This is a genomic window from Metabacillus sp. 22489 (assembly GCF_052044855.1).
GTDB classification, from domain to species: Bacteria; Bacillota; Bacilli; order Bacillales; family Bacillaceae; genus Metabacillus; species Metabacillus niabensis.
On the sequence record NZ_JBQENT010000037.1, the window covers coordinates 13,542 to 38,239 of the forward strand.

The window sequence follows — 24,698 nt, forward strand, 5'->3', positions numbered from 1 at the left end:
TAGTGAAGTTTTTCGAGAGATGTAAGCACTTATATTTTGACTGAGGGAACATAATTTTAGGTTGGAGGTACAAATCCATTAAACGACAAAAAAGGCTTGATTTCATATCAAGCCTCTCTTATTGCACCGATTTAATTACCCGCTCCACGATACTTTTTCACCCCTGCATTCCAAAGCAGGACAGAAATTGTAAAAAAGACAATTCCGATTACAGGTGTCAAAAATGAATAAACATACCATTCTTCCTTTTCTAAGAAAAACGCTGCCGGATAAACCCCAACAAACGCAAATGGCAGAATCCACGTCAATACGAAACGAATTACGGAATTATAAATATCAACCGGATAACGACCATAGTTCCCGATATTGTACATCATCGGCATAAGCGATGTTCTTGCATCAGACCAAAAGCCAATGCTTGCTAACGATACAAAAATCCCGGCATACACAAGAGCACCACTTATCACAAAGACAATAAATAACAAAACATCATACCATTGGAACGTCAATTGCAGCTGTATTGCTGCATAGCCCATAATAATGATACCGGTGAAAGCCCCGAATAAAGATTCCAATTCCATACGTTCGAGCACAACCTGGAATAGACTATGAATCGGCCGCGTCAAAATCCGATCCATTTCTCCCTTAACGATATAACGCTCATTAAAATCCCAAATATTAAAAAATGCACCGAATATTGCATATGGAACGAGAAAAAAGCCATAAATAAAAATAATTTCATCACGATTCCATCCGTTTAAAAACTGTGTATGTCCAAATACAACGAGGATAAACACAAGATTTGTTACTTGAAACAGCATATCTGATAAAAGCTCAACAACCATATCTGCACGGTATTGAAGCCTTGTTTTCATATATTGACCAACATATTGGGTAAACATTGAAAAGTAGAACATTCCCTCATCCCCCCTGTATAATCATTTGTTTTTTCGCTAATGACCAAAGCATTTGAATTGGGATGAGCAACACAATTGCCCACAAGCCTTGTAATAAAATCTTGTATAGAACCTCGTTTCCTGTTATCCCCTCAGTAAATATCATACTTGGAATATAGCTAATTGCCTGGAACGGAAGATAATTCATGATCTCCTGAGCCCACATTGGATAAAAGCTAATCGGTAGAAGAAGTCCGGAAAATAAATCAATAATCACACGTTTTGCTCTCATTAATCCATCATTATTAAATAAGAAAAACGTGAGCATCCCTGTAATTAAGTTAATCTGTGTATTAATAATGAAGCTAAATAAAAGCGAGCACGCAAATAACAGCCATGTTGTCCCATTTGATGAAAACTCCATCGGAAACACGAGACCGACGATCACCATTCCGGGAACAGAGAAAAATACTAAGCGAAATATCCCTTCACCAAAGGCTGCCATCGTTTTCATTCCTAAATAGTTATAAGGTCTAATAAGTTCAACCGCTACCTTCCCTTCCTTAATTTCCAAAGCAATTTCACGGTCAATATTATTAAAATAAAAGGCACGCGCCATCCAGGAAACTGCTACATATGTCGTCATCTGTACAGCAGATAGTCCTTCAATTGATTCCTTGCCACCGTAAATCGCTGTCCAAAGGAAATAGTAAGCGCCGATATTAATACTATAAATTAAAATTCCGCTATAATAATTCGTTCGATAGGCAAGCATCATTAAAAAGCGGATTCGAATCATTTCAATATATTTATCCATCATTCCACCTCAGCTAGTTAACGCTTCTCCCTTTTCGTAAATTTTGCGGATGACCTCTTCAGTCGAGATTTCTGCTACCGTTAAATCAAGGATTTGATGTGCTCCAACTATGCGGCCAATAAGCTCAGACATTTGCGCTTCCTTATCGCTAACAACCGCAGTCCACACATTCAATTTATCCCCCTTTTGCCACGTTACATCTAAATTTGCCGTTAAGGAAGACAAGCTGCTTTCCGCCACTTCTTCAGCAAATTGAAATTGAATTTGCTTCCCATCTCCCCAATGGGTTCTTAATTTTTCTAGCGCCCCATCATAAATGACCTTTCCTTCATCAAGCATGACAACTCGTTCACATAAAGCCTCAATATCGGAAAGATCATGTGTTGTCAGCAGGATTGTTGTTTTATATTTTTCGTTCATTTCTTTTAAAAACTGTCGGATTTTCAGTTTAACTAAAACGTCCAAGCCAATTGTCGGCTCGTCCAAAAAGAGCAATGGCGGATTGTGAATTAAGGCAGCAGCAAGCTCACATCGCATTCTTTGACCTAAAGACAGCTTTCTCACCGGCTTATCAAGTAACGGGCCGATGTCCAATGTCTTAATGACATGGTCCATATGCTCGTTATAATCTGCGTCCGAAACCTTATATACCTTTTTCAATAAGCGAAACGATTCCTGGACAGCGATATCCCACCATAGCTGTGAGCGCTGACCGAAGACAACCCCAATCGTCCTTACAAATCGCTCTCTTTCTTTATGTGGGTTCATTCCATTGACGAGAATTTCTCCTGACGTAGGAGTTAAAATCCCTGTTAGCATTTTAATTGAGGTTGATTTCCCCGCACCATTTTCGCCAATATAGCCAACCATTTCCCCTTGCTTAACAGAGAAGGTAACATCGTTAACAGCAGGAACAACTTTATATTGTCGGTTTAACAAATCGCGAAACGCCCCCTTAAGCCCTTGGCGACTTGAATACGACTTAAACTCTTTTCTAAGCTTTTTCACTTCGATAATATTTGACATGATTTTCCCTCCACGTTTCATCACAACGAATAGTTTAACTAATTTTTCTAAATCCAACAAATACTATGCGCTGGCTTTCGCCAAATATCTTAAGTTATGTTTCATACTTCCGCCCGCAAAACAAGGAAATTTTTTATCCGCTTTTCTTATGCTAAAATGAAAAGGACTCGTAAAAAAGTAGGAGGCAATTATGGAATTTTCTAAATCAAACGCGTTACATGAAGAGGCATTACAACATATTGTCGGTGGGGTTAACTCACCTTCACGTTCGTATAAAGCTGTTGGCGGCGGTTCACCAGTTGCTATGGAAAGAGCAAAAGGTGCTTATTTTTGGGATGTTGATGGAAATAAGTATATCGATTATTTAGCAGCATATGGTCCAATTATTACTGGACATGCTCATCCACACATTACAAAAGCAATCCAAAAGGCAGCAGAAAACGGGGTTTTATATGGGACACCTACTCCGTTTGAGGTTACCTTTGCAAAAATGCTAAAAGAGGCTATGCCAGCGTTAGATAAGGTTCGTTTTGTAAACTCTGGTACGGAAGCTGTTATGACGACAATCCGCGTTGCAAGAGCGTATACAGGTCGCAATAAAATCATTAAATTCGCAGGATGCTATCACGGACATTCTGATCTTGTCCTCGTAGCTGCAGGCTCTGGGCCTTCAACATTAGGAACACCTGATTCAGCTGGTGTCCCTAGCAGTATCGCTCAGGAAGTCATCACTGTTCCATTTAATGAAATAGAGCCATTAAAGGAAGCATTAGACAAATGGGGTGACCAAGTAGCGGCGATTTTAGTTGAGCCAATCGTCGGTAACTTCGGGATTGTAGAGCCTAAGCCTGGATTTTTGGAAAAGGTAAATGAATTAGTTCATGAAGCTGGTGCACTTGTCATTTACGACGAAGTAATTACGGCTTTCCGCTTTATGTATGGTGGTGCTCAAGACCTTTTAGGTGTCTACCCTGACTTAACAGCATTAGGAAAAATTATTGGTGGCGGTCTGCCGATCGGTGCTTATGGCGGACGGAAAGAGATTATGGAACAGGTTGCCCCACTAGGCCCAGCATATCAAGCAGGAACAATGGCCGGTAACCCAGCATCGATTTTATCAGGGATTGCTTGCTTAGAGGTGTTAAAGCAGGAAGGTGTATATGAGCAGCTTGATGAGCTTGGAGCTATTCTTGAGGAAGGGATCCTTAAGCACGCTCGTACATATCATATTCCAATCAAGATAAATCGTCTTAAAGGTGCACTTACTGTTTACTTTACTGACGAACAAATTACAAATTACGAGCAAGCAGAAAATACAGATGGTGAAATGTTCGCGAAATTCTTCAAGCTTATGCTTGAGCAAGGAATAAACCTAGCTCCTTCAAAATATGAAGCATGGTTCTTAACAATTGCACATACGAAGGAAGACATCGAAATAACATTAAAAGCCGTTGAGCATGCATTTAGTCAATTAATTGATGCATAATAAGCAGAATAACGCTAAAAATGGGGATACTCTAAGCAAGTATCCTCATTTTTAATTTTTTGAAAATACACTCTTTTTTCTTTTTTGTTAAAATGTATTTTTACATCTTGTATAAAGCATCTAAAGGTTGTATAGTACGTTATTGGTCTAAAAGTAAAACGATCGTTATATTGATATTTACATGTAGACAAATATGATATCTAAGAAAGGAATGTCATTCACATACATGAAACTAGGTGCTCGCATTCTCAAAACAGGGATTGCTATAACACTGGCATTATTTTTAGCAACAGCCTTTCAATTACCTTCGATTGCTTTTGCAGGAATCTCAGCAATATTTGCAATCCAACCGACAATTTATCGCTCATATCTATCCATTATTGAACAAATCCAAGCAAATATCATCGGTGCTGTTTTAGCGATAAGCTTTGGACTTATCTTTGGCTCACACCCTGTTATAACTGGGATTACAGCGATTATCGTCATTGGACTTAACATTAAATTAAAATCTGAAAATACAATTCCAGTCGCACTTGTCACAGTCATTGCGATATTAGAAAGTCCTGGGGAAAACTTTACAGAGGTTGCCTTAATTCGCTTTTTCACGATTTTACTCGGTGTGCTCGCAGCCTTTATCGTAAACCTCGTCTTTATACCGCCTAAATATGAGAAAAAGCTCTATTTGCGGATTACGGAAAATGCTGAAAATATTATAAAATGGATTCGAATTAGCCTGCGAAAATCGTCTGAGCATAATATATTAAAAGATGAAATTGATAAACTAAAGGATGAAATGCTTAAGCAAGATATCCTCTATCGAAATTATAAAGAGGAACGAAATTATTTTAAGAGAGAATCCTATGCGAAATCAAGAAAGCTCGTCCTTTTCAGACAAATGATCACAACGACAAACAGGGCATTCTTTACATTAAAAAGACTTCACCGCTTGGAAAATGAACTTATCCAATTGCCTGAAAACCTACAAAAAGGGCTATTTAATGAGCTAGAATATTTACTTTATGTTCATGAGGAAACATTGCTCCGGTTTATTGGGAAAATCAAAACCCAACCATCAACAAAGCTAATTGATGAAGGGAAATTCAATAAGAAACAGCTTATGGATGCCTTTATGGAATACTATAAAGACCATCCGACAGAATATTATCATCTATTACCGCTTATCTCAACGATTATAGATTACAGTGAACAAATCGAGCATTTAGAAACATTGATTTCAAGCTTCCATAGCTATCATAAAAAAGAAAATGAAGTAAAAATCGATGTTGGGTAAATAAACAAGAAGCTATTGTAAAAAGGTCTATCTCCTCCAAGTGTGAGGGGCTGATCATTTTTCGATAGCTTCATTTTGCTTTTCCCTCTTAAAACAACAAAAATCTCCCAAATGAAGGCCGTTCATTGAACAATACAAAAACTAAAAAGGTCCGAATTAATCCGAAATTCAATTAGAATTTCAATAATAGTTCGGACTTTTCTTTGGCTGAAACCTTTTTTCCCTAACTCAAATCTTAATCAAGCTGCTGAATTTGGAACAGCTTATAATAACTTTCCTGTTTATCCATTAGCTGTTGATGACTTCCTTGTTCAACTACTTTTCCATCCTCTATTAAGACAATTTTATCAGCATGTGTAATCGTTGATAATCGGTGTGCAACGATAAACGTTGTACGATTTTTTGCGAGCTTTTCAAGTGCCTCTTGAATAAGATGTTCACTTTCTAAATCAAGCGCTGAGGTTGCCTCGTCTAGAATGAGGATCGGTGGATTTTTCAAAAAGACGCGAGCAATTGATACCCTTTGCTTCTGACCTCCCGAAAGCTTAACACCTCTTTCACCAACTTTTGTATCATAGCCATTTGGCAGCTTCATAATGAAGTCGTGTGCATTTGCAGCCTTTGCCGCATTGATTACTTCCTCTTCTGTTGCATCAGGCTTACCTATTAAAATATTTTCACGAACCGTGTTGCTAAACAGAAATGTATCCTGAAGCACCATCCCGATTTGCTCGCGCAAGCTCTGTGCTTGGTAATCCCTAATATCGATGTTATCCAACAAGATTCTCCCTGCCGTTACATCATAAAAACGCGGGAGCAAACTAACAAGGGTAGATTTTCCTCCACCACTCATTCCGACTAAGGCAATTGTTTCCCCTTTTTTAACCTGGAGTGAAAGGTTTTCTAAAATGAGAGGTTCGTTCTCATTGTAGCGAAACGATATATTTTGAAACTCGACCTCACCCTTTACATTTTTAGCAATAATCGGATTTGGCTTATCAACTACCTCATATGGCTCATCAATAAATTCAAAAACACGATCCATTGATGCAAATGCTTGTGTTAACGTTGTCGAAGAATTGATTAAACGACGAAGCGGACCATATAGCTGTTCAATATACGCAATAAAGGCAACCATCGTTCCAATTGAGAGCGTTCCTTGAATAACATGATAGCCAGCATATGTAATGACGACTAATGGTGCAATGTCTGTTAACGTATTAACGACAGCAAAAGTTCGCGCATTCCAGCTCGTATGATCAAGTGCCTTTTTTAGAAAATTTGAATTTTCCTTCGCAAATTGTTGCTGTTCAAAATCCTCAGTTGCAAAGCTTCGAATAACAGGCATCCCTTGAACACGCTCATGTAAATGTCCTTGTACTTCGGCTAATGCCTGTGAGCGTTCTCTCGTTAAATGGCGGAGCTTTCCGTAAAAATATTTCACTGAGATTCCGTAAAACGGGAATAAAATAATTGAAACAAGTGTTAGCTTTATATCCATAGTTAGCATGATACCTATTGCAATCACAATTGTGACAACATCAAGCCAAACATTCATCAATCCAGTTATGACAAAATTCTTTGTTTGCTCAACATCATTAATAACTCTCGAAATAATTTCACCAGCACGGGTATTTGCATAATACCGCAGGCTAAGCCTTTGCAAATGCGTAAATAGTTGATCCCTGATATCGTATAAAATTTTGCTGCCTACCCATTGTGCAAAATATTGTCGATAATATTCAATCGGTGGCCTGACGACGACAAACAGAACGAACATAATTCCCATAATCGTTAATAGTGTCCTTGTTTTTTCATCCGGTGAGCCAGTTCCTCCAATAATGTCATCAACAACATGTTTAATCAGCAATGGTAAAAGAAGTGGGATAGAAAACTTAATAATCCCAATAATAATCGTCCCCACGATTTGAATTCGATATGGCTTAACAAACTCCATATATCGTTTTATAGAACCCAAATAAATCCCCCGTTTCTAAAAAAGCGCAGGCGCCTTGAACAACCCCAACGTAAACTAGGGCAAGGCGCTTATTTCTACATTCAGAAAGCTATGGTCATTAGCTTTCCTTTATTAAAATTCTTCTATGTAAAAAGGCTGACCCTCTTCCACTTCAATTATCTGGATAACTGAAGAACTGCCTGAGTCAACCCTACTCCTATTTTACATATGTTAAATACCGTTCATACCACTCATCAATAAATTCTGGAGCGAACGGACCTTTTTTTTGCCGAATCCACCTGAGCAATGTTTCTAAATTTTTCTTTAAAATTAAATCAATGACTTCAGGATAGTTCATTTCTTTGCTGTGCTGCTCATACTCATCCTCATCAAGTATCGTATAAGTCATATCAGGATACACTTTCACATCTAAGTCATAGTCGATATATTTTAATGCTTCATCATCCCAAACAAATGGTGAGCTTATATTACAATAATAATAAACACCGTCATCTCTTAGCATGCCTATAATATTAAACCAATATCTCGCATGAAAATAGCATATCGCCGGTTCTCTCGTAACCCATGTTCTACCGTCCGACTCTGTCACGACAGTCCGGTCATTTCCACCGATTATACAATGCTGAGAGCCTTTTAATACAGTCGATTCATCCCAGACTCTATGTATATATCCATTATGCTTATAGCTATGAATTTGGATTTTGTCTCCTTCCCTGGGAATACCCACTTTTCTCCCCTTCTTTCAACTATTCGAATCGTAAAACGAAATTTTAATGAATGATTTTATATACTTCTTTCTATTATAACGTTTGTCCTTAAAAAAACAAAATAAAAGAGCCATTTACATAGAAATGACTCTCATTTGCTACTAAGATACTGTTTCAAATCTTTGCTTTTCATACGAGCGAATCACTTCTTCTGTTTGCTTCTCAAAAACCTGTTGAATATGGTTTAGTTCTTTCTTCATTTCGATAATTTCTTCCTGTATAGATTGAAGCTTTGCCTCATCCTGTAACACATTTAATTGAGTTTTTATATCTTGACATCGCTCTATTTCTGATTGCAAATATAATAATTTATCCATCGTTTTTAATTGCTCGCCAACTAGCTGTTCAAAATTCATTGTTCCTCTCCTTTCAAATAAAGAGAATATATTTTTCATACTGTTTATTTCTTCATAATCTCTTTCTATCCTTTGACTACTTATGTAGAGGAAAAGGAGGTTTTGTCGTTTGAGAAATTTCTTTTTTGAAAAGTATGTTTTTTAGTCCTATAAATTTTGCCTACAAAAAAGACACCTCTCGACGATTGAGAGAGGTGTCTTTTAAACAAAATTAAGAGTTTTGACCTTTGTTTTGCTCAGCTTGTTGGTTACGTTTTTTTACGTCTTGAACGTTCGTTTCGCTAGCAAATTCAGTACCGAATTGACCTGAAGTTGCACCTTGGCCTTGAGCTGATTGAGCGTTTTGTTGTCTTACTTCTTGGATGTTAGTACCTGATGTTGTTTTACCACGATTATTTTGTGCCATCTTGATATCACCTCCACGACATATAGATTGTCCCAGAGGTTTGTTTTATATCCATGATTTCAAAAAAATTTTTTTAAACAAGGAGAGAGCGTCCACCATCAACGATAAGCGTTTGTCCTCGAATCATTGACGCCTTATCTGTGAGGAGAAATTCGATTGCATTGACCATATCCTCAATTTCCACCATTCTTCCTGCCGGTGTATTTTGTTTCGCATCCTCCAACAGTTCATTTCGATTTGGGAAATGCTTAAGTGCGTCTGTATCTACTGCACCACCAGAAACTGCATTAACAATAATATTTTTTGGAGATAGCTCAACTGCTAAATATCTTGTTAATGCTTCAAGTGCAGCCTTTGAAACACCGACCGTTGTATAATTTTCTAAATAACGAATCGAACCGAGTGAGCTCGTGCTAACGATAAAGCCCCCACCATTTCGTTCCATCAGCTTTGCTGCTTCCTGAGCACAGAATAGCAATGCTTTACTATTGATGTTCATCGTCCAATCCCAGTGGCTTTCTTCAAGCTCCATTGCTGGTTTTTGTACTCCTGATGCAGCATTGCTGACAAGGACATCAAGTCTGCCAAACTGTTCTTCAATTTGTGCAAACAATTCCTTGATTTTTTCTGGCTTCCCGACATTTGCTTTAATCGCAACTGCTTTTACACCGAGTTTCTCGATCTCTTCAACGACCTCTAATGCAGCTGATTTACTGCGAGCATAGTTAACAACAATATCATATCCTTTTTCTGCTAATCGAATCGCAACTGCTCTTCCGATTCCACGACTACTTCCTGTAATTAATGCTACCTTATTTTGCTGGTTCATTTTGTCAGCTCCTTCTAGTTAAAACAATCGAATAGATGTTTATATTGTATCAGATAATATAGTGAAACTTCTAATTGCTAATTATCATTCATTGCGATATTAGATATTACACATTATGTAATAACAACAGCACTTTTCATTAAGGAGGGTTCACATGTACGTTGGCCGAGATATGACAGAATTATCAATGATGTCAAAAAAAGAGTGGGAAGACTCTGAGCTTGCTTATTTCCACCACTCATTACAGCAGGTTGTCCCATACCTTAACGCTGAAGGGCAGACAATCCATCGAGAAATCATCGAAGAAATCACCTCCCGCGGCGGCCTAAACCACAAACAAGCCACCTACACCCAAGGCACAAAACCTCAATACGATTAGGGGGCAACCCTTAGGGGACAGTCCCCAAAATAAAGTGAAAATCTCAAAAATGCAATACTCACTTTGTTTTTGGGGACTGTCCCCATTCCCCCACTTTATAGTGAAATCCCCTTGATTTTACTGGGTTCACACTCTTTGGGGACTGTCCCCCAACGATTGAGATGACCACTCATTTCCTTGTGTTTCGCTTGGGTGGGGGACTGTCCCCTAATGTTCTCCCCACATTTTTGTTATTTTTTGATGTGATACGGGGAATGCGTGTTGTTCTAGTTCTTGTTTTGTGATGCGTTTTAGTGTTTCTTTTGGTTTGTTTTTTACTTCTCCGCTGTAGACGGATATGTTCCAGATGAGGTGGGAGAAGACGTGTTCAACTGTTCCGATAAGTTCGGATAGGTTGACTTTTGCTTCATATTCGCTTTCAAGGTACTCGGTAAGTTGGTCCCTATATGTTTTTGATTTTGATTGAGTAACTTCGACATTTGGGTGCTCCCATAGGTTTGCGAGTAGCCCTGTTGAAGGTCGTTTATGGATATAAAGATTGCCCTCGTTGTCGTAAAGAACAACTGCGGCCATTTGTAATGGCTTAGGCTTCTTTTTCTTACTTTTAATCGGCAATTCAGCTTGGACACCTTCTTCAAAGGCTGAACAATGCTCTCGTACCGGACATAATAAACAAGATGGTGAAGTCGGTGTACAAATAAGAGCACCTAATTCCATTAGCGCTTGATTAAAGGATGACGGGTCCTCTTTATCAATTAGTTTATAAATCGCCTCTTCAAATAGCTTTCTCGCCTTCGGTTTCGCGATATCCTCCCAGATTGATAATATTCTTGAGATGACTCTCATCACATTCCCATCAACTGCTGGTTCTGGAATATTATAAGCAATACTTAAAATTGCCCCTTTCGTATATGGGCCAACTCCCTTAAGCTTACCTAATTCCTCTGGGTTGTTAGGAACAACACCACCGTAAACCTCCTTAACCTCTCTGACGGCGGCCTGAAGATTTCTTACTCGGGAATAATAACCTAATCCTTCCCACGCCTTTAATACTTCCTCCTCATCAGCATCAGCCAACGCTTCAATTGTAGGAAATTTTGTTATAAATGAGTTAAAATAAGGTATAACTGTATCTACTCGAGTTTGCTGAAGCATAATTTCAGAAACCCAAACTTTATACGGATCCTGATCCTTCCGCCAAGGAAGATCTCGTTTTTCAGCAAGGAACCAATTAATTAAATCCTGCTGAAATTCATTAACCGAAAAGCCGTGAAGCTTTTCCTTTATATCGTTCATGTCTTTTCCCCCGATAATAAATAATGTTGTTATAGCAAAACTTTGTAGAGGTCGAAAAGAGCGTAAGTGCGAGACCCCACAGGTGTTAAGGCTTGCCCCTTCCCTTGATAAGTGAGCACCGCACGAGAGAATTAACCAAAACGACTACCAAAAAGATACAAAGTTTACGAAATAGTCTATTATAAAGATTTTTTGAAAACAAAAGCACCTACAATCTAAATCACCCGAGATGCTTCACATAAAAAATTTCAAGCAACAAAATATACAAAAACAGCCAAACTATAGAATGAATCTTTGAATTTATTTAATTGCCATTCAAGATTTATGAAAAGTAATAAGAATTCCTCACATTGGACAGGATGAGTACATATACATTCAATTGAAAACCTTATGTTAGGAAACAATAAAAAAGGAAAATTTCCATTTCGTTTAATACTCACAATTCACCTTATGAGTAAATACTAGGAGGTTACATTTTTGGACACCGGAACACATATCGTGATGGGAATCGCATTAGGAGGACTTGCAACTTTAGATCCTGTTGTCGGAATTGATAATCCAACAGCACATGCTGTCATGCTTGGAACGATTCTTGGTTCTCAGGCTCCTGATCTCGATACAATTCTTAAACTTAGCAATAACGCAAGATATATTCGAAATCATCGTGGAATTACTCATTCGATTCCAGCCATCTTTATTTGGTCTGTTCTGATCACGGGAATGATCACAATATTTTTCCCAGAAAGCAATTTATTGCATTTATGGCTATGGACACTTTTTGCGATAGTCCTTCACGTATTTGTTGACATTTTTAATGCATACGGCACACAAGCGTTACGGCCGTTTTCAAAAAAATGGGTTGCATTAGGAATGATTAATACGTTTGACCCTTTTATCTTTATAGCACATATCGTCGGAATTATCATTTGGTTAGTTGGCGCACCTCCTGGTTATACCTTTTTAGGTGTATACGCCGTTTTAATTGTCTATTACATCGTTCGCTTTTTTATGCAAAGACAAATTATTCATCAATTACACGAGCTTCTTGATGACATCGAGCAAATAACGATTTCACCTACAATGAAATTTAGACAATGGCATATCGCGATTACGACAAAAGATCGATTTCATGTAGCAAGAGCTGTTGAAGGAACAATTCATTTTTTGGATGAATTCGAACGAGTCCCTGTCCCCCAAACAGATGTCATGAAAGCAGCTGAAAAAGATAAAAATATTTCCGCTTTTTTATCTTTTTCTCCGGTTTATCGCTGGGAGGTTGAGGAATTCTCCGATCACTATGAAGTCCGTTTTATCGATTTACGCTATCGCAGCAAAAATTATTATCCATTTGTCGCAATCGTTCAGCTCGATACAAATTTAAATATTGTCAGCTCGTATACAGGCTGGATTTTCAGTGAAGAAAAGCTTCGGAAAAAGCTTGAGCTCATTCCCGAATAAATAATCGTAATAAATGGGCATCCGTTAAAGGATTGCCCATTTTTTCAGTTACGTTAAGTTGTTGATTTCACCATGAGGCATTCGCTTTCCATAGGCGGTCTGCGAACCTCCCTGTTGCTCTCCACTCCTGTAGGGGTCTCCTCCTGCACGCTACTCTAAGCGAGAGTCTCATATATCCGTTCCAATTAACAACTAAACAATCATCTTTTACCATAGCCATTAATTAAACAAATGTTAATGCTTTAAATAATCGTCGTTTAATAAATGACTATATTTTGGATTTGTTGCGATAAATTCATGTAGCTTCTCTCCATAATTCGTGATCATCTGTCTGACGACTTGCTCTGTCATCTCCTGCCCTCGATATTTTCTTCCTGCTTTAGCCTGAGTTGATTCAAAATCTTCCCATAAAAGCTCAACCCAAGTTCTCGCTTGAGCATAGGATAGTGTTTTGTTTTTACTCAATAATTCATTTGTTAATCGTTCAAAATAGATTTCCATTATTCTCACCTCTAGGAAGGATTCGTTACTTATATTCACATGATGAAAGCATCATACTAATTGTACACTTCACGTTTGCTGAAGTTGATGACTTATTGGGGAGGGATTTTGATGCGTAACAAGGAAAAGGGCTTCCCTTATCACGGTGATAATAAATTAGAAGGGGAACCGCGAGCGAAAGCAGAATATGCTTCAAAACGACCAGATGGAACGACAAATACCCATCCACAGGAGCGAATGAGAGCCTCTGGACAACGAGAAAATCCTTACTCCTAACCAATTACGGGGGGATTGTCCCCCTGTTTTATTTTTTTACGAGCATTGAGATCGGTAAAGCTTCTTCTACACCTGGTGTCGATAATCGGTTACCCCAGGCAAAAATTCCATTCATATAATCAATTTTAAACGATTCACCAGGGTCCCCTTCAATTTCATAAACCTCACCCGATTTATAATCATCAGGATTTAATAAGTATGATTGCGCCATCGTAATTTTCCGCTCTAACACGGCAAATTCGTTAATAATCCCTAATTGCTCCGCTTTTCGTGCCTTTTCCTTTAGCAGACCAATTTCTGTTTTTAATTCATACTCCGTCATTTCACTATATCGTTTCTGATTCATGACTATATCCCCTTACTCATTTAATCCCTCATTAAGATATTTTTCAATTAATTCGATTGAAAAGCCCTTTCTATATAAAAACTGCTTCATTTTTTGCTTATATTGATAATCTTCCTCATGGCTATATTTCCTTTTCGCCTTTTCGGCCTGTTTCATTAAAGCTTCCATTTCTTCATTATCGTTCTGTTCAAATTGAACCTCTTCTAAAGCAATTGAAATAATTGAATAAGAATAACCTTTTCGTAACAAATGCTGCTCTAGCTTTGCTTTTAACAAAACAGTTGAGAGATTATGATTCTTTTTCAGCAATTTGTTTGCATGGTTAATCGCTTCTTCCACTTGTGCCTCTTGGTCATATTGCTCAAGAGCTTGTTCGATTAATAGACTAGCGACCCCTTTTGCTTCTAGCTCTCGCTTTAATACAGTTGGACCTTTACCATTTGTTTGCCATCCTGTTTTCACATAGGCAATCGCAAATTCTAAATCATCAACATAACGATTATCCTTTAGCTTGCCAATTGTTTCTTGAATAATTGCATCATTATATTCATATTTTCTTAAATGATCTTCGACTTCCTTCATTGAGCGCATTCGATAACTGAGAAAGTCTAAAGCTTTATTATACGCCTTTTTTAATTCATCACCATATTGAATCTCAATAATATCAAATTCATCAAGCTCTTTGCCCTTTTTTAAATTAAATTTGATCAGAACATCCTGGTCAACACTAAAGGCAAACCTTTCACCGTTACCATCGTCCAAAAAAATGTTAAAGCGGTCATCTGATTGCTTTTGGGTCGTGATTTTCGTAATAATTGCCAAATCTATAACCTCCTTTCACTACCCTTGTACTTTTTTATCAAACATACAAGGAATTCTCTCTTTTACAGGGTATATAGTAGTATAAACGTTTTTAATAGGAATTGTTGTTCCTATTTTACCATGAACTGAAAAAACTTCTGTAGTAAAAAAACTGAATACATATGCAGGCAATTTCATATAAGAAAAAGTAACGAAAACCTTTGAAATGGAGTTTTTTATGAAAAAAACATATTTATTTAAGCAAGCTACTGTTTATCCAGTTACAGCAAATGTTTTATATGATACAGATGTCCTTGTAGAAAATGGCAAAATCATCGCGATTGAAAACAATATAGATGCTACCACGGAAATGAAGGTCATTCCTTGCAAGGATCATTTTTTGTTCCCTGGCTTTATTGATGTTCATACTCATATCGGATTATATGATGAAGGAACAGGCTGGGCAGGCAATGATGCAAACGAAACGATTGAACCATTAACACCACATATTCGGGCATTAGATGGTGTTCACCCTTTAGATCCTGCTTTTACTGATGCAATAAAATACGGTATTACTACATGTCACATTATGCCAGGAAGTGCAAATGTAATTGGCGGTACAACCTCTGTCATTAAAACCTTCGGAAAAAACATCTCAAAAATGCTTTTAAAGGAGACGGCAGGGTTAAAAATCGCACTCGGGGAAAACCCAAAACGGATGCATAGCCATGGAAATAAAGAATCCATTACTAGAATGGGCATTATGGGGATGCTTCGTGAAGCGTTTTACAAAGCGAAGTATAGTGATGACTTTGAAGATTTTCGAATTATCCCTCTTAAAAAGGCTTTAAGCAGAGAAATCCCTGTGCGAATTCATGCTCATCGTGCAGATGATATTATGAGTGCGATTCGATTTGCCGAGGAATTCAACCTCGACTATCGGATTGAACACTGTACAGAAGGACATTTAATTGCTGATGAATTAGTCGGGAAACAAGTAAAGGTTTGTATCGGGCCAACGTTAACGCGAAAATCAAAAATAGAATTAAAAAATAAAAGCTGGACCACCTATCAAGCATTATCAGAAAAAGGTGTTGAAGTCTCAATTACAACCGATCATCCTTACACACCAATTCAATACTTGAATATTTGTGCCTCCATTGCTGTGCGTGAAGGCTTTGATGAGCAAAAGGCGCTTGAAGGAATTACGATTGCTGCAGCAAGAAATTTAAAGGTTGAAGATCGAATCGGGAGTATTGAGGTCGGAAAGGACGCTGACTTAGTTCTCTGGAATTATCACCCCTTCCACTATTTTGCAAAGCCGCAGCTAACGATGATTAACGGTGAAATCGTTTATCAAATTTAACAGAAAATTATTATTTTAATATTATAATGATCTGGTCTCTCAATAACGAAACTAGTTAAATTATGATCATAATCCATTTCACGCCCTCTACCTTTTTAACACATTAAATTGCTAGAATTATCAAAAATAATTATTCTAAAAATTACCAATCCGCTAGATTTCAACAACTATTCTAAGATACATATTTTTTTTTTGAAATTCGACAAAAAAGGTGTATCTTTTTTATTTAAATTGACGTATTATACTTCATGAAGATATCAATGTTCATAACTAGGAGGTACTATATCCTTTAGGAGAATTAGTACGATCAACTGATGATTAGACAATTAAATCTAGTAATGGGAAGGCAAATGGTGCGCCACCAGCTTTACTGGTTCTAGTGGGTTCGATTCCCACCCCGAAATTTTTTGATTTTATAGCTTTCATAAAAAAATTTCGAGGGTGGAGACAACCATACACGTGGGGTCTGCCCTCATATTGGAGGGATCCAGATGCTAAAAAAACGTGATATTCATGACAGTCATGCACTTTATGAACTTATGGTACACCCTGATGTCTTCCCTTTTGTGCGCCATAAAACAAATTCGATTGATGAATATTTATTTATTACAAAACAAACGATTGAGGCTGAAGAACGTGGTGAATTAATCTCACGTACCATTTTAGACGAATGGGGCTCTCCAATCGGAACGATAAGCTTATTTGATATTCAGGATAAAGCTGGATTTTTAGGAACTTGGTTAGGAAAACCATACCATGGCAAAGGCTATAACAAGCTTGCCAAGGATGCTTTTTTTCATGAATTATTTTATGAGCTAGATATTGAAACGATCTTTTTACGTATTCGCAAACAAAATATTCGTTCAACGAAGGCAGCAGAAAAGCTTCCATATGTAGTAAATGCAAATGAAACAAGAGCTGCATTACTTGAGCAAATTAACAACGGTGAAGATCTATACAATCTTTTTGAAATCACAAAGGATCGTTATACCTTTTATACGTATCAACAAGGTACGGAAATGGATGATCAACAACTTAAAGAAGCTTAAAAGATGTGGATATGTTAGCCACATCTTTTTTATATAATACATGCTATTTTTTAAGACAAGCTAGTTAACGACAGAAGGACAGCAATTAAAATTCCAGGAAAATTTTTGAATAAAATCATCTCTAATGTCCAAACTAATGATGAATAATTTTGTTTGGAAGGTGGATAACGATGGCAAATGAAAAAAAGCGAAGAGATCGAACAAAATCAACATTATCTAGTAGCCAAGAAGTAACATACCAACGCGAATTTAAAATGGCTGACCGTGCAGGTGGATACATAAGTAAACGTCAACACTAATTTCCAATCATGATTTTCTGAAAATAAGCCAACCTAAACTTGAACGATATGTTCAATATTATTTTAGGGGGCTTTTTTCATGGGTCGCGGAAATAAACATAGTCATGGTTCACGTGATAAAAATACAAATACATTGCCACAAACACCGAAAAATTTAAAAAGAGATGGAATTGATCAAGAGTTTTCACAAGAATTAGCTGATCAAGACGATATTGAAGCACAAGCAAGAGCAAAAGCTGCTGACCAGCGTCAAAAGGCTAAGAAAAAACGGAAATAATATTCACGAGGCTGTCCATTATAAGACAGCCTCAAAACGTTATTGGATTTTTTTTCCTATCAACTCTAACTTTCGTATTATCATAAAATAGTCGATACTCTCTTTTTGTCAACTTTTATTAACTATTGTGGATAATCCTTTTATGTTTTGTGGATAAATACACTGGTAAATTTGTGGATATTGTGAATAAACTGTTCATAACCTTGATGTACATACATAACTTTATCCACAATATATTCAGTTCAGTAACCATCTAATATAAATTAGTTGTGGGAATTGTGGATAACTTCCTGTCTACTAAATCGGGTCTCACCATTTACTAGCTCCGTTCATACAATAAAGCGTAATAGTTTGTAAAATCAAATGACAGGGGTGTTTATCCGTTGGTTTACGAGATTACACGAGACTATATACGCACTGGTAACTCCCGCTCAGGTCAACGTATCGGTACTGTTCGCTTTATCGTCAGTCATGATACCGGCAATCCGGGCTCAACTGCTTACGGCAATCGCAACTATTTTGACAGGCAGCAACCATCCGCTTCAGCACACGCCTTTATTGATGATAAATATATTTTGGAGATTATCCCTTTAACAGAAAAGGCCTGGCACGTCCGTTCAAACGTAACAGGTGATAATAGAAGATATGGTGTAAACGCAAACGATGCCGCAATAGGTGTTGAATTATGCCATGGCGGAAAAATTAACTTTCAACAAGCCTATGCCCGCTACGTATGGTATCATGCATACCTTTGTGACAAGTTTAACTTAAACCCGAGAAATGATATTATCGCACACGCAACATTAGACCCATCAAGGCGTACTGATCCGATTAATGTTTTGCGTAATCATGGGATTTCTTGGTCAGTATTTATTGATGATGTTGCAGAAGCATTACAAAATTTCGGGAATTCAAACCCACCTGATACAACAACACCTGCTAAGCCGCCAACAACATCGAAGCCACCCGCATCTGTTGTAAAAGGAACAACAGTAAAGCTGCCGATCGGTGAAGGTGATTCAGGTCCGTTTGTACAGGATATTCAGGAGGAATTAATAAAAGCCGGTTATCGACTTCCTCGCTATGGAGCGGACGGACATTTTGGGGAGGAAACGGAAAATGCGGTAATGAGATTCCAAAAAGATTACGGTTTAGCTGTTGATGGATTAGTCGGCCCGATTACACTTAATAAGCTTCAAGAAGTAAATCATCAAAGGGTTTCGGCATCAGACTTCCCGTTACCTACAGGTGTATTGAAAAGAGGTAGTCAAGGAGAAGCTGTAAGACAAGTTCAACGAGCGTTAAAACAAATCAATTTCAATCCTGGTACAATTGATGGTATTTACGGTCCTAATACAGAAGATGCTGTTAGAAGATTTCAATCAATGTATGCTGCGTTAGCTGATGATGGCATATATGGTCCAAATACTCGAAAATATATGCGAATGGAGCTAGACGATTAAAATCGTAAAAACGATGTATAACAACTCCATTTCCAACATAAAGTATTATTACATCAGGAACCGACATCACAGAAAAAAACACGCTTGCTCGTATTGAGTGGCGTGTTTTACTATAGATTCATTAATCTTCAACTAATTCACCTTTATATAATCTATTTCGGATCAGCGAAATATTAAGCTCCTTCGCCATTTTCTTTAATTCCCTTTCCTCACGTTCAGTTACAATTGAAACGACCGTACCTGAAGCCCCTTGTCTTCCTGTTCTTCCTGAACGATGAACATATTGCGAGACATTTGCAGGCAAATCAAAATGAATCACATGAGTAAGTCCCGCAATATCAAGTCCTCTTGCAGCCACATCTGTTGCTAATAAAAGTCCTTGATTCTCATTTCTCATTGCTTTTAGCGCTCTTTCTCTCTCATCCTTCTTCGTGTCACTATGTAAAAGATGTAAATCGACACCTTTATAATCAAGCTTTTCAGCAATGACGTTAAGATTACCGATATCCTTTACAAAGCCTAATCCCTTCATTCTTACCGTCTTTGCTATCCGTTCAAGCAAGTTGATTTTTTCACGTTGTTCACAAACGAGGTATACATGCTTAACATCACCAATTGGAACTTCATTAAGCTCCACCTGAATAATCTCAGGATCCTTTTTCATTAAATCTCTTGCTCTCGATTCTGTTCCTTCATTTAAAGTCGCAGAAACTAAAACAATTTGACGTTCACTTCGTGTCGCCTTAACAATTTCTTTTATTGTATTTTTATGTTCAGGAGTAAGCAATTGGTCTCCTTCATCTAATACTACCGTCTTCACTTCATGCATTTTAAGCTTTTTTAATTTTATCAATTCTTGAATTCTTCCCGGCGTACCAACAACAATTTGCGGGCTCTTCTTTAGCTTTTCAACCTGACGCTTAATATTCGCACCGCCAATGAAGGATGCACTTGTAATACTACTTCCTTCAGACCATTTTTTTATTTCATCAAAAATTTGCATAACTAATTCCCTTGAAGGTGCAACGATAACGATTTGCGTATTTTTCTTTGTTTCTTCAACCCTTTGTAATAATGGTAGAACATACGCCAACGTCTTCCCTGTTCCTGTTGGTGATTCAGCTATAACATCTTTCCCACCGGCGATTAGTGGAATTGCTTTTATTTGTATCGCAGTAGCCTCAGCAAAGCCTGCCTTTTCCCAATTTGCTTGAATAAACGGCTTTACATCTTCAATTAAGTTCAGTTGAGTCATCAATATTTTTCTCCTTTACGAAAACAATTGCTTTAAAACATTGTTCATTAAGTCCTCACTATCGTACAGTTTCTAATCAAGAAAAGCAAAACTAATTATGGGGACTGTCCCCTATTTTTCATATAAATAAAGGACTCCATTTTTCGCTCTCGTTAGTTTTGGTCCGATAAAGCCTCTTTTAATTAGCTCCTTATTTAAATAAATCATAAGAGCACCATGGCTGACAATTAGTGTATCTCCCTCATTTTCACTCTCAATTTGATCAATTACTTTGCGAACCCTACATTTCACAGCAGCTTTTGCTTCCTTTTGGGTTTTATGGTTCATCAGCCAAGCAAATCTAAATAGAAACATCCATAAAACAAAAGGCATTTTTACATTTCGCAAATGAAATGGATAGATTGGTATTTCCCTCAATTCCTTTATCTGTTTAACTTCTCCTTGAAATAAGTAGCTAGCCGTTTTTACAGCCCGCTCCATATCACTTGAATAACATTGTACCCATTCTACCTCTTCTATATGTTCTCGATAATCCTCTATTTCAGCTCCATCATATTCCTGCACCCATTGAAATAATTCACCCTCAGTAATGAATTGTGTTGGCTTCTCCTTTTTCACCTTAAGATGCCTCACTAAACCAATTTTCATTTCTCACACTCTTTCGTCATATTTCCCCAGAAATAATTTCAATTTATCAATTATTTGTCGCAAGGGACAGTATATGTACTCGATTTCGTCATAAACATACAATCTCCTGCTAAAATCACTGCTTAATTAAACGTTTGTTTAAGGAAATTTCCATTCTCTACACGCTAATTTTTTATTATTTTATCGATTTTGTTTGTTTAGGACGAAATTTATCCGGGTATTAGCAAAATACAAATGAAAAATTGTATAGTCCTTGTTCTGACGACAAGTCTCTTATATGAAAATAATTTGGAAGGGCGTGGCAAAGTTTGGCACAAATACTAGAAGTTAGAAAGCTAACTAAAATAAAGGCTGAAATAGATGCTATTTCAAAGGAATGTAAGCAGGCCTTTTCAGCTTGGCTACAAGATCGAGATAATACCGAATTATTTATTGAATACAAAGAGCTTTTAGCTAAACGGAGAATGCTGCTTAATCATTATCGTGCTTTTTCTATTATTTATGATGATAGAAAAAAAGTGTCAAATTATGAGCATTAGTGTTGATAAATAAAGGCTGATGTCAAACATCAGCACAGTAGAATTTAAAAACAAATACTCTTTTTCCTAATATTCCTATATAATATTAAAAACGCCTCTGTAGCTCCAGAAGGGAAGAGCGCCGGAAAACATTGTAGAACCGGGTCGCAAGGCAAGGGTTTCAGAAGCACCGAAAAGCAATTAGCTGAGACAGGTGGAATTCCTGTCGGTGAAATTCCGTAGGGAAGCGTGTTCCCCCTAGCCTAAGCTAAACAATCATGGATTGTGAGTGCGGGTTCGAATCCCGTCAGAGGCAGTCTTATCCTAGCTTTTGAATGAAAACTACCTTTAAGTAGTTTCCTTCCTTATACTCTTTCATCGTTGGAAAATCGCTCGGTAGACTATATTCCTCGACTATCTTATATTTCCCCTTTGTTGCTTTAAATGCCTTTTCAATAAAGCCTTTAAATTTATTCATGCCAAATGTACTGCAATTAGAGGAGGCAATGATGATTCCATCCCTTTTCGTTATCGCAATTGCCTGTTCTAATAGAGCTGGATAATCCTTACCTGCACTAAAGGTATGCTTTTTAGAACGGGCAAAGCTAGGAGGATCAAGGATCACCATATCAAAGGATAGCTTCTTTCGGACAGCATAGTGAAAGTAGTTAAAAACATCTTCAACAATGATATCCTGTGCTTCAACGTCAATTCCGTTCACTTGAAACTGCTCAATCGTCTTAGGCTTACTTCGATTTGCCAGGTCAACACTCGTTGTTTTTACAGCTCCTCCTAGTGCAGCAGCTACTGAAAAAGCACCTGTATATGAAAATGTATTTAACACATGCTTACCTTTTGCATATTTATTTTTAATCGTATTTCTTACTTCTCGTTGGTCTAAAAATACCCCAACCATCGCACCTTCATTTAAATAGGTAGCAAACTGAATATCATTTTGTTTAACGATAAGCGGAAACGTTGCTCTCTCACCAGCAACAAAGTCATCATCCTCAATATATTTCCCCTTCACATCAAACCGTTTTTTCTCGTATATTCCTTTTACATCAAATAAAGATAAAAGAGAATCAATGACCTGCTTCTTAAACGTGTAAATTCCCTCACTATACCAACTAACAACGTAATAACCATCATAATAATCGATCGTTAAACCGCCAATTCCGTCTCCTTCACCATTAAATACACGAAAAGCAGTTGTTGATTCGTCGATAAAGAGATTCCGTCTTCTCTCAAATGCTTTCTTTAACCGTTGATCAAAAAAGCTTTGATCAAGTCTTTCATCTCGTTTCCGCGTCAGAATCCAGCCTATTCCTTTATTTTGAACTCCAAAATAGCCTTTCCCGATAAATTGCTGACCATCGAATAGCTCGATAATAGTCCCTTCCTGTATTCCTTCGTAGGCTGTAATTGCATCCTTACTAATAAGAGGAAAACCTGATTTTAATATTTTTGCAAAATCCTTTTTTACATTAAGTCGAGTTGTTTTTGTCATAGTTCACCAAACATTCTATCGTAGTCATTTTATTATGTGCATTTTCTATCATATCGATAATTCGATGAAAAGGAAAATTTAATTAAGTTTTGGGGAGAAATAAAAAAAAGGAAAGAAGTGAGTCTCCTTTCCTTTTAGTGAGTGAAGTGTATGGTCTAAAGGGCTTTTCTTTGACTAGCTTCAGTGCCTAGCACCTCGAGTCATATACCAAGTGAGAATTGAAGGTAAACTGCACCTTCATTTCTCACTCGTCTTATTTGCCCTATGCTGTTCGAGGCGCTTACGCTTTTCTTTGGCTAGCTCCAGCGCCTAGCACCTCGAGTCATAAGCCAAGTGAGAATTGAAGGTAAACTACACCTTCATTTCTCACTCGTCTTATTCTTGTCGGTGCTGTTCGAGGCGCTTACGCTTTTCTAATTACACCCACCACATTTGTGAAGGTGTTTCATTTATTAGAACTGATTTTAAGTTTGATACGGCACGGTCGAAGCCTTCATCGATTGACATAATTGGGTCCTCGTGTTCGATGCTTACTACGTAATCATAGTTGTACGTACGAAGGGCGCTCATGATGTCATTCCATTCTGTTAAGCTGTGACCACACCCGACAGAGCGGAATGTCCATGCACGTGTTTGTACTTCCCCGTATGGCTGCATATCTGTTAAGCCGTACATATTTACATTATCTTGGTCAATATATGTGTCCTTTGCATGGAAATGATGAATTGCATTTGCTTTCCCTAAAATTTTGATTGCTGCAACTGGATCAATACCTTGCCACCATAGATGGCTTGGGTCAAGATTCGCACCAATAGCATCACATGTTGCTTCACGAAGCTTTAATAATGTGTATGGTGTGTGAACAAGGAAGCCGCCGTGTAGCTCAAGACCAATTTTTACATTATGCTCTTGTGCATACTGTCCAACCTCTTTCCAGTATGGGATCAACTTTTCCTCCCATTGCCATTTCAACACATCACCATATTCATTTGGCCATGGTGTTACAGGCCAGTTTGGATATTTTGCACCTTCATGGTCACCAGGTGTTCCTGAGAAAGTGTTCACTACAGGGACATTCATTAGTGATGCAAGTTTAATTGTTTTTAAAATTGTATCATGACATTCTTTGGCAAATTCCTTATCAGGTGAAATTGGATTTGCATGACAGCTAAATGCACTAATTGATAAACCACGCTCTTGTATTTTTGCTAAATAATCTTTTCGCTTTTCTTCACTTTCAAGCAATCCATCTAAATCACAGTGTTTATTCCCAGGATATCCCCCAGTACCAATTTCGACTGTATGTAGGCCTGCTTCCTTTACACGATCTAACATTTCCTCAAATGATTTATCATTAAATAACACAGTAAAAACGCCTAATTTCATTATGATTTCCTCCCTTTT

General features: G+C 37.5%; 27 protein-coding genes and 1 pseudogene. 12 read left to right on the forward strand and 16 right to left on the reverse strand.

The features are described from left to right. Positions 1 to 131: 131 nt before the first annotated feature. Genes ACTJJ9_RS18770 through ACTJJ9_RS18780 form a run of 3 tightly spaced genes read right to left on the reverse strand, consistent with a single transcriptional unit; the run spans position 132 to position 2,739 of the window. Positions 132 to 917: an ABC transporter permease gene (locus tag ACTJJ9_RS18770; RefSeq protein ID WP_095299477.1), complete on the reverse strand. Its 786-nt coding sequence runs from the start codon at positions 915 to 917 to the stop codon at positions 132 to 134. A gap of 4 nt (positions 918 to 921) precedes the next feature. Beyond that, on the reverse strand, positions 922 to 1,713 hold the full coding sequence (locus ACTJJ9_RS18775) for an ABC transporter permease (protein ID WP_095299476.1): 792 nt from the start codon (positions 1,711 to 1,713) through the stop codon (positions 922 to 924). Positions 1,714 to 1,722: 9 nt separating this feature from the next. Further along, positions 1,723 to 2,739 carry an ABC transporter ATP-binding protein gene (locus ACTJJ9_RS18780; RefSeq protein ID WP_145582612.1) on the reverse strand — a complete coding sequence of 339 codons (1,017 nt, stop codon included), beginning with the start codon at positions 2,737 to 2,739 and terminating at the stop codon, positions 1,723 to 1,725. Positions 2,740 to 2,929: 190 nt separating this feature from the next. Here ACTJJ9_RS18780 and ACTJJ9_RS18785 point away from each other — a divergent pair, with 190 nt between their 5' ends. Beyond that, positions 2,930 to 4,225, forward strand: a complete 1,296-nt coding sequence (locus ACTJJ9_RS18785; protein WP_145582613.1) for a glutamate-1-semialdehyde 2,1-aminomutase — start codon at positions 2,930 to 2,932, stop codon at positions 4,223 to 4,225. A 226-nt stretch (positions 4,226 to 4,451) separates the two neighbouring features. Then, the gene (locus tag ACTJJ9_RS18790) at positions 4,452 to 5,516 is read left to right on the forward strand and encodes an FUSC family protein (protein WP_145582636.1); all 1,065 of its coding nucleotides are present in this window, start codon (positions 4,452 to 4,454) and stop codon (positions 5,514 to 5,516) included. Between the two features lie 235 nt (positions 5,517 to 5,751). Here the strand turns inward: ACTJJ9_RS18790 and ACTJJ9_RS18795 are convergent, their stop codons facing one another. The 5 genes from ACTJJ9_RS18795 to fabL form a co-directional block, all read right to left on the reverse strand. Then, positions 5,752 to 7,494, reverse strand: coding sequence for an ABC transporter ATP-binding protein (locus ACTJJ9_RS18795; RefSeq protein WP_304951826.1), 1,743 nt, complete (start codon positions 7,492 to 7,494; stop codon positions 5,752 to 5,754). Positions 7,495 to 7,690: 196 nt separating this feature from the next. Further along, positions 7,691 to 8,221, reverse strand: coding sequence for a nucleoside tri-diphosphate phosphatase (gene ntdP / locus ACTJJ9_RS18800; RefSeq protein WP_095299471.1), 531 nt, complete (start codon positions 8,219 to 8,221; stop codon positions 7,691 to 7,693). Between the two features lie 141 nt (positions 8,222 to 8,362). Further along, a complete protein-coding gene (locus ACTJJ9_RS18805) occupies positions 8,363 to 8,617 on the reverse strand; it encodes a YgaB family protein (RefSeq protein WP_095299470.1) in 255 nt (84 codons plus the stop codon). A 211-nt stretch (positions 8,618 to 8,828) separates the two neighbouring features. Then, a complete protein-coding gene (locus tag ACTJJ9_RS18810) occupies positions 8,829 to 9,023 on the reverse strand; it encodes a gamma-type small acid-soluble spore protein (RefSeq protein ID WP_095299469.1) in 195 nt (64 codons plus the stop codon). A gap of 73 nt (positions 9,024 to 9,096) precedes the next feature. Then, a complete protein-coding gene (fabL, locus tag ACTJJ9_RS18815; protein WP_145582614.1) occupies positions 9,097 to 9,852 on the reverse strand; it encodes an enoyl-[acyl-carrier-protein] reductase FabL in 756 nt (251 codons plus the stop codon). A 154-nt stretch (positions 9,853 to 10,006) separates the two neighbouring features. Between fabL and ACTJJ9_RS18820 the strand changes: the two genes are divergently transcribed. Then, positions 10,007 to 10,231 (forward strand): cytosolic protein, encoded by a 225-nt coding sequence (locus ACTJJ9_RS18820; RefSeq protein WP_145582615.1) that lies wholly within the window; start codon positions 10,007 to 10,009, stop codon positions 10,229 to 10,231. Positions 10,232 to 10,438: 207 nt separating this feature from the next. On the opposite strand, the gene mutY is transcribed toward ACTJJ9_RS18820, so the two are convergent. Further along, entirely contained in the window at positions 10,439 to 11,527 is a 1,089-nt protein-coding gene (gene mutY / locus ACTJJ9_RS18825; RefSeq protein ID WP_145582616.1) for an A/G-specific adenine glycosylase, read from the reverse strand. 477 nt (positions 11,528 to 12,004) lie between these two features. Between mutY and ACTJJ9_RS18830 the strand changes: the two genes are divergently transcribed. Continuing rightward, positions 12,005 to 12,985, forward strand: coding sequence for a metal-dependent hydrolase (locus ACTJJ9_RS18830; RefSeq protein ID WP_145582617.1), 981 nt, complete (start codon positions 12,005 to 12,007; stop codon positions 12,983 to 12,985). A gap of 234 nt (positions 12,986 to 13,219) precedes the next feature. Here ACTJJ9_RS18830 and ACTJJ9_RS18835 read toward each other — a convergent pair whose 3' ends face one another. Continuing rightward, positions 13,220 to 13,486 (reverse strand): YfhJ family protein, encoded by a 267-nt coding sequence (locus tag ACTJJ9_RS18835; protein WP_095299460.1) that lies wholly within the window; start codon positions 13,484 to 13,486, stop codon positions 13,220 to 13,222. Between the two features lie 111 nt (positions 13,487 to 13,597). Between ACTJJ9_RS18835 and ACTJJ9_RS18840 the strand changes: the two genes are divergently transcribed. Continuing rightward, positions 13,598 to 13,762 (forward strand): small, acid-soluble spore protein K, encoded by a 165-nt coding sequence (locus ACTJJ9_RS18840; RefSeq protein ID WP_095299459.1) that lies wholly within the window; start codon positions 13,598 to 13,600, stop codon positions 13,760 to 13,762. A gap of 28 nt (positions 13,763 to 13,790) precedes the next feature. Here ACTJJ9_RS18840 and ACTJJ9_RS18845 read toward each other — a convergent pair whose 3' ends face one another. Together ACTJJ9_RS18845 and recX are read right to left on the reverse strand one after the other, a co-directional pair. Next, positions 13,791 to 14,108: a YfhH family protein gene (locus ACTJJ9_RS18845; RefSeq protein ID WP_095299458.1), complete on the reverse strand. Its 318-nt coding sequence runs from the start codon at positions 14,106 to 14,108 to the stop codon at positions 13,791 to 13,793. Between the two features lie 12 nt (positions 14,109 to 14,120). After that, on the reverse strand, positions 14,121 to 14,930 hold the full coding sequence (recX, locus tag ACTJJ9_RS18850) for a recombination regulator RecX (RefSeq protein WP_145582618.1): 810 nt from the start codon (positions 14,928 to 14,930) through the stop codon (positions 14,121 to 14,123). Positions 14,931 to 15,147: 217 nt separating this feature from the next. On the opposite strand from recX, the gene ACTJJ9_RS18855 reads away from it, so the two are divergent. The 6 genes and pseudogenes from ACTJJ9_RS18855 to ACTJJ9_RS18880 all read left to right on the forward strand — a co-directional run bounded on the left by ACTJJ9_RS18855 (position 15,148) and on the right by ACTJJ9_RS18880 (position 19,363). Then, the gene (locus ACTJJ9_RS18855; protein WP_145582619.1) at positions 15,148 to 16,275 is read left to right on the forward strand and encodes an amidohydrolase; all 1,128 of its coding nucleotides are present in this window, start codon (positions 15,148 to 15,150) and stop codon (positions 16,273 to 16,275) included. Between the two features lie 491 nt (positions 16,276 to 16,766). Then, complete coding sequence (locus tag ACTJJ9_RS18860) at positions 16,767 to 17,324, forward strand: GNAT family N-acetyltransferase (RefSeq protein ID WP_095299455.1); 558 nt, start codon at positions 16,767 to 16,769, stop codon at positions 17,322 to 17,324. Positions 17,325 to 17,494: 170 nt separating this feature from the next. Continuing rightward, entirely contained in the window at positions 17,495 to 17,623 is a 129-nt protein-coding gene (locus tag ACTJJ9_RS18865) for a YfhE family protein (protein ID WP_095299454.1), read from the forward strand. Positions 17,624 to 17,702: 79 nt separating this feature from the next. Continuing rightward, a complete protein-coding gene (locus ACTJJ9_RS18870; RefSeq protein WP_095299453.1) occupies positions 17,703 to 17,900 on the forward strand; it encodes a YfhD family protein in 198 nt (65 codons plus the stop codon). 383 nt (positions 17,901 to 18,283) lie between these two features. Beyond that, a pseudogene (locus ACTJJ9_RS18875) lies at positions 18,284 to 18,805 on the forward strand (peptidoglycan recognition protein family protein); the annotation flags it as partial. Positions 18,806 to 18,904: 99 nt separating this feature from the next. Continuing rightward, positions 18,905 to 19,363 carry a peptidoglycan-binding domain-containing protein gene (locus ACTJJ9_RS18880; protein WP_255451933.1) on the forward strand — a complete coding sequence of 153 codons (459 nt, stop codon included), beginning with the start codon at positions 18,905 to 18,907 and terminating at the stop codon, positions 19,361 to 19,363. A 121-nt stretch (positions 19,364 to 19,484) separates the two neighbouring features. Here ACTJJ9_RS18880 and ACTJJ9_RS18885 read toward each other — a convergent pair whose 3' ends face one another. Continuing rightward, positions 19,485 to 20,618, reverse strand: coding sequence for a DEAD/DEAH box helicase (locus ACTJJ9_RS18885; protein ID WP_145582620.1), 1,134 nt, complete (start codon positions 20,616 to 20,618; stop codon positions 19,485 to 19,487). A 111-nt stretch (positions 20,619 to 20,729) separates the two neighbouring features. Further along, positions 20,730 to 21,266: a histidine phosphatase family protein gene (locus tag ACTJJ9_RS18890; protein WP_145582621.1), complete on the reverse strand. Its 537-nt coding sequence runs from the start codon at positions 21,264 to 21,266 to the stop codon at positions 20,730 to 20,732. A gap of 308 nt (positions 21,267 to 21,574) precedes the next feature. On the opposite strand from ACTJJ9_RS18890, the gene ACTJJ9_RS18895 reads away from it, so the two are divergent. After that, a complete protein-coding gene (locus ACTJJ9_RS18895; RefSeq protein ID WP_095299449.1) occupies positions 21,575 to 21,805 on the forward strand; it encodes a hypothetical protein in 231 nt (76 codons plus the stop codon). 298 nt (positions 21,806 to 22,103) lie between these two features. Here ACTJJ9_RS18895 and ACTJJ9_RS18900 read toward each other — a convergent pair whose 3' ends face one another. Continuing rightward, on the reverse strand, positions 22,104 to 23,294 hold the full coding sequence (locus tag ACTJJ9_RS18900; RefSeq protein WP_145582622.1) for a class I SAM-dependent rRNA methyltransferase: 1,191 nt from the start codon (positions 23,292 to 23,294) through the stop codon (positions 22,104 to 22,106). 417 nt (positions 23,295 to 23,711) lie between these two features. Further along, complete coding sequence (locus tag ACTJJ9_RS18905; RefSeq protein WP_095299447.1) at positions 23,712 to 24,680, reverse strand: sugar phosphate isomerase/epimerase family protein; 969 nt, start codon at positions 24,678 to 24,680, stop codon at positions 23,712 to 23,714. Positions 24,681 to 24,698 lie beyond the last annotated feature (18 nt).

Excerpts from the sequence above, each read along its gene's own strand:
- ACTJJ9_RS18780 (WP_145582612.1), bottom strand. The coding sequence starts at position 2,739 with ATGTCAAATATTATCGAAGTGAAAAAGCTTAGAAAAGAGTTTAAGTCG.
- ACTJJ9_RS18865 (WP_095299454.1), top strand. The coding sequence starts at position 17,495 with ATGGCAAATGAAAAAAAGCGAAGAGATCGAACAAAATCAACATTATCT.
- ACTJJ9_RS18785 (WP_145582613.1), top strand. The coding sequence starts at position 2,930 with ATGGAATTTTCTAAATCAAACGCGTTACATGAAGAGGCATTACAACAT.
- ACTJJ9_RS18810 (WP_095299469.1), bottom strand. The coding sequence starts at position 9,023 with ATGGCACAAAATAATCGTGGTAAAACAACATCAGGTACTAACATCCAA.
- ACTJJ9_RS18860 (WP_095299455.1), top strand. The coding sequence starts at position 16,767 with ATGCTAAAAAAACGTGATATTCATGACAGTCATGCACTTTATGAACTT.
- mutY (WP_145582616.1), bottom strand. The coding sequence starts at position 11,527 with ATGAACGATATAAAGGAAAAGCTTCACGGCTTTTCGGTTAATGAATTT.
- ACTJJ9_RS18775 (WP_095299476.1), bottom strand. The coding sequence starts at position 1,713 with ATGGATAAATATATTGAAATGATTCGAATCCGCTTTTTAATGATGCTT.
- ACTJJ9_RS18845 (WP_095299458.1), bottom strand. The coding sequence starts at position 14,108 with ATGAATCAGAAACGATATAGTGAAATGACGGAGTATGAATTAAAAACA.
- ACTJJ9_RS18790 (WP_145582636.1), top strand. The coding sequence starts at position 4,452 with ATGAAACTAGGTGCTCGCATTCTCAAAACAGGGATTGCTATAACACTG.
- ACTJJ9_RS18870 (WP_095299453.1), top strand. The coding sequence starts at position 17,703 with ATGGGTCGCGGAAATAAACATAGTCATGGTTCACGTGATAAAAATACA.
- ACTJJ9_RS18855 (WP_145582619.1), top strand. The coding sequence starts at position 15,148 with ATGAAAAAAACATATTTATTTAAGCAAGCTACTGTTTATCCAGTTACA.
- fabL (WP_145582614.1), bottom strand. The coding sequence starts at position 9,852 with ATGAACCAGCAAAATAAGGTAGCATTAATTACAGGAAGTAGTCGTGGA.
- ACTJJ9_RS18885 (WP_145582620.1), bottom strand. The coding sequence starts at position 20,618 with ATGACTCAACTGAACTTAATTGAAGATGTAAAGCCGTTTATTCAAGCA.
- ACTJJ9_RS18805 (WP_095299470.1), bottom strand. The coding sequence starts at position 8,617 with ATGAATTTTGAACAGCTAGTTGGCGAGCAATTAAAAACGATGGATAAA.
- ACTJJ9_RS18835 (WP_095299460.1), bottom strand. The coding sequence starts at position 13,486 with ATGGAAATCTATTTTGAACGATTAACAAATGAATTATTGAGTAAAAAC.
- ACTJJ9_RS18905 (WP_095299447.1), bottom strand. The coding sequence starts at position 24,680 with ATGAAATTAGGCGTTTTTACTGTGTTATTTAATGATAAATCATTTGAG.
- ACTJJ9_RS18890 (WP_145582621.1), bottom strand. The coding sequence starts at position 21,266 with ATGAAAATTGGTTTAGTGAGGCATCTTAAGGTGAAAAAGGAGAAGCCA.
- ACTJJ9_RS18900 (WP_145582622.1), bottom strand. The coding sequence starts at position 23,294 with ATGACAAAAACAACTCGACTTAATGTAAAAAAGGATTTTGCAAAAATA.
- ACTJJ9_RS18820 (WP_145582615.1), top strand. The coding sequence starts at position 10,007 with ATGTACGTTGGCCGAGATATGACAGAATTATCAATGATGTCAAAAAAA.
- ACTJJ9_RS18770 (WP_095299477.1), bottom strand. The coding sequence starts at position 917 with ATGTTCTACTTTTCAATGTTTACCCAATATGTTGGTCAATATATGAAA.
- ACTJJ9_RS18840 (WP_095299459.1), top strand. The coding sequence starts at position 13,598 with ATGCGTAACAAGGAAAAGGGCTTCCCTTATCACGGTGATAATAAATTA.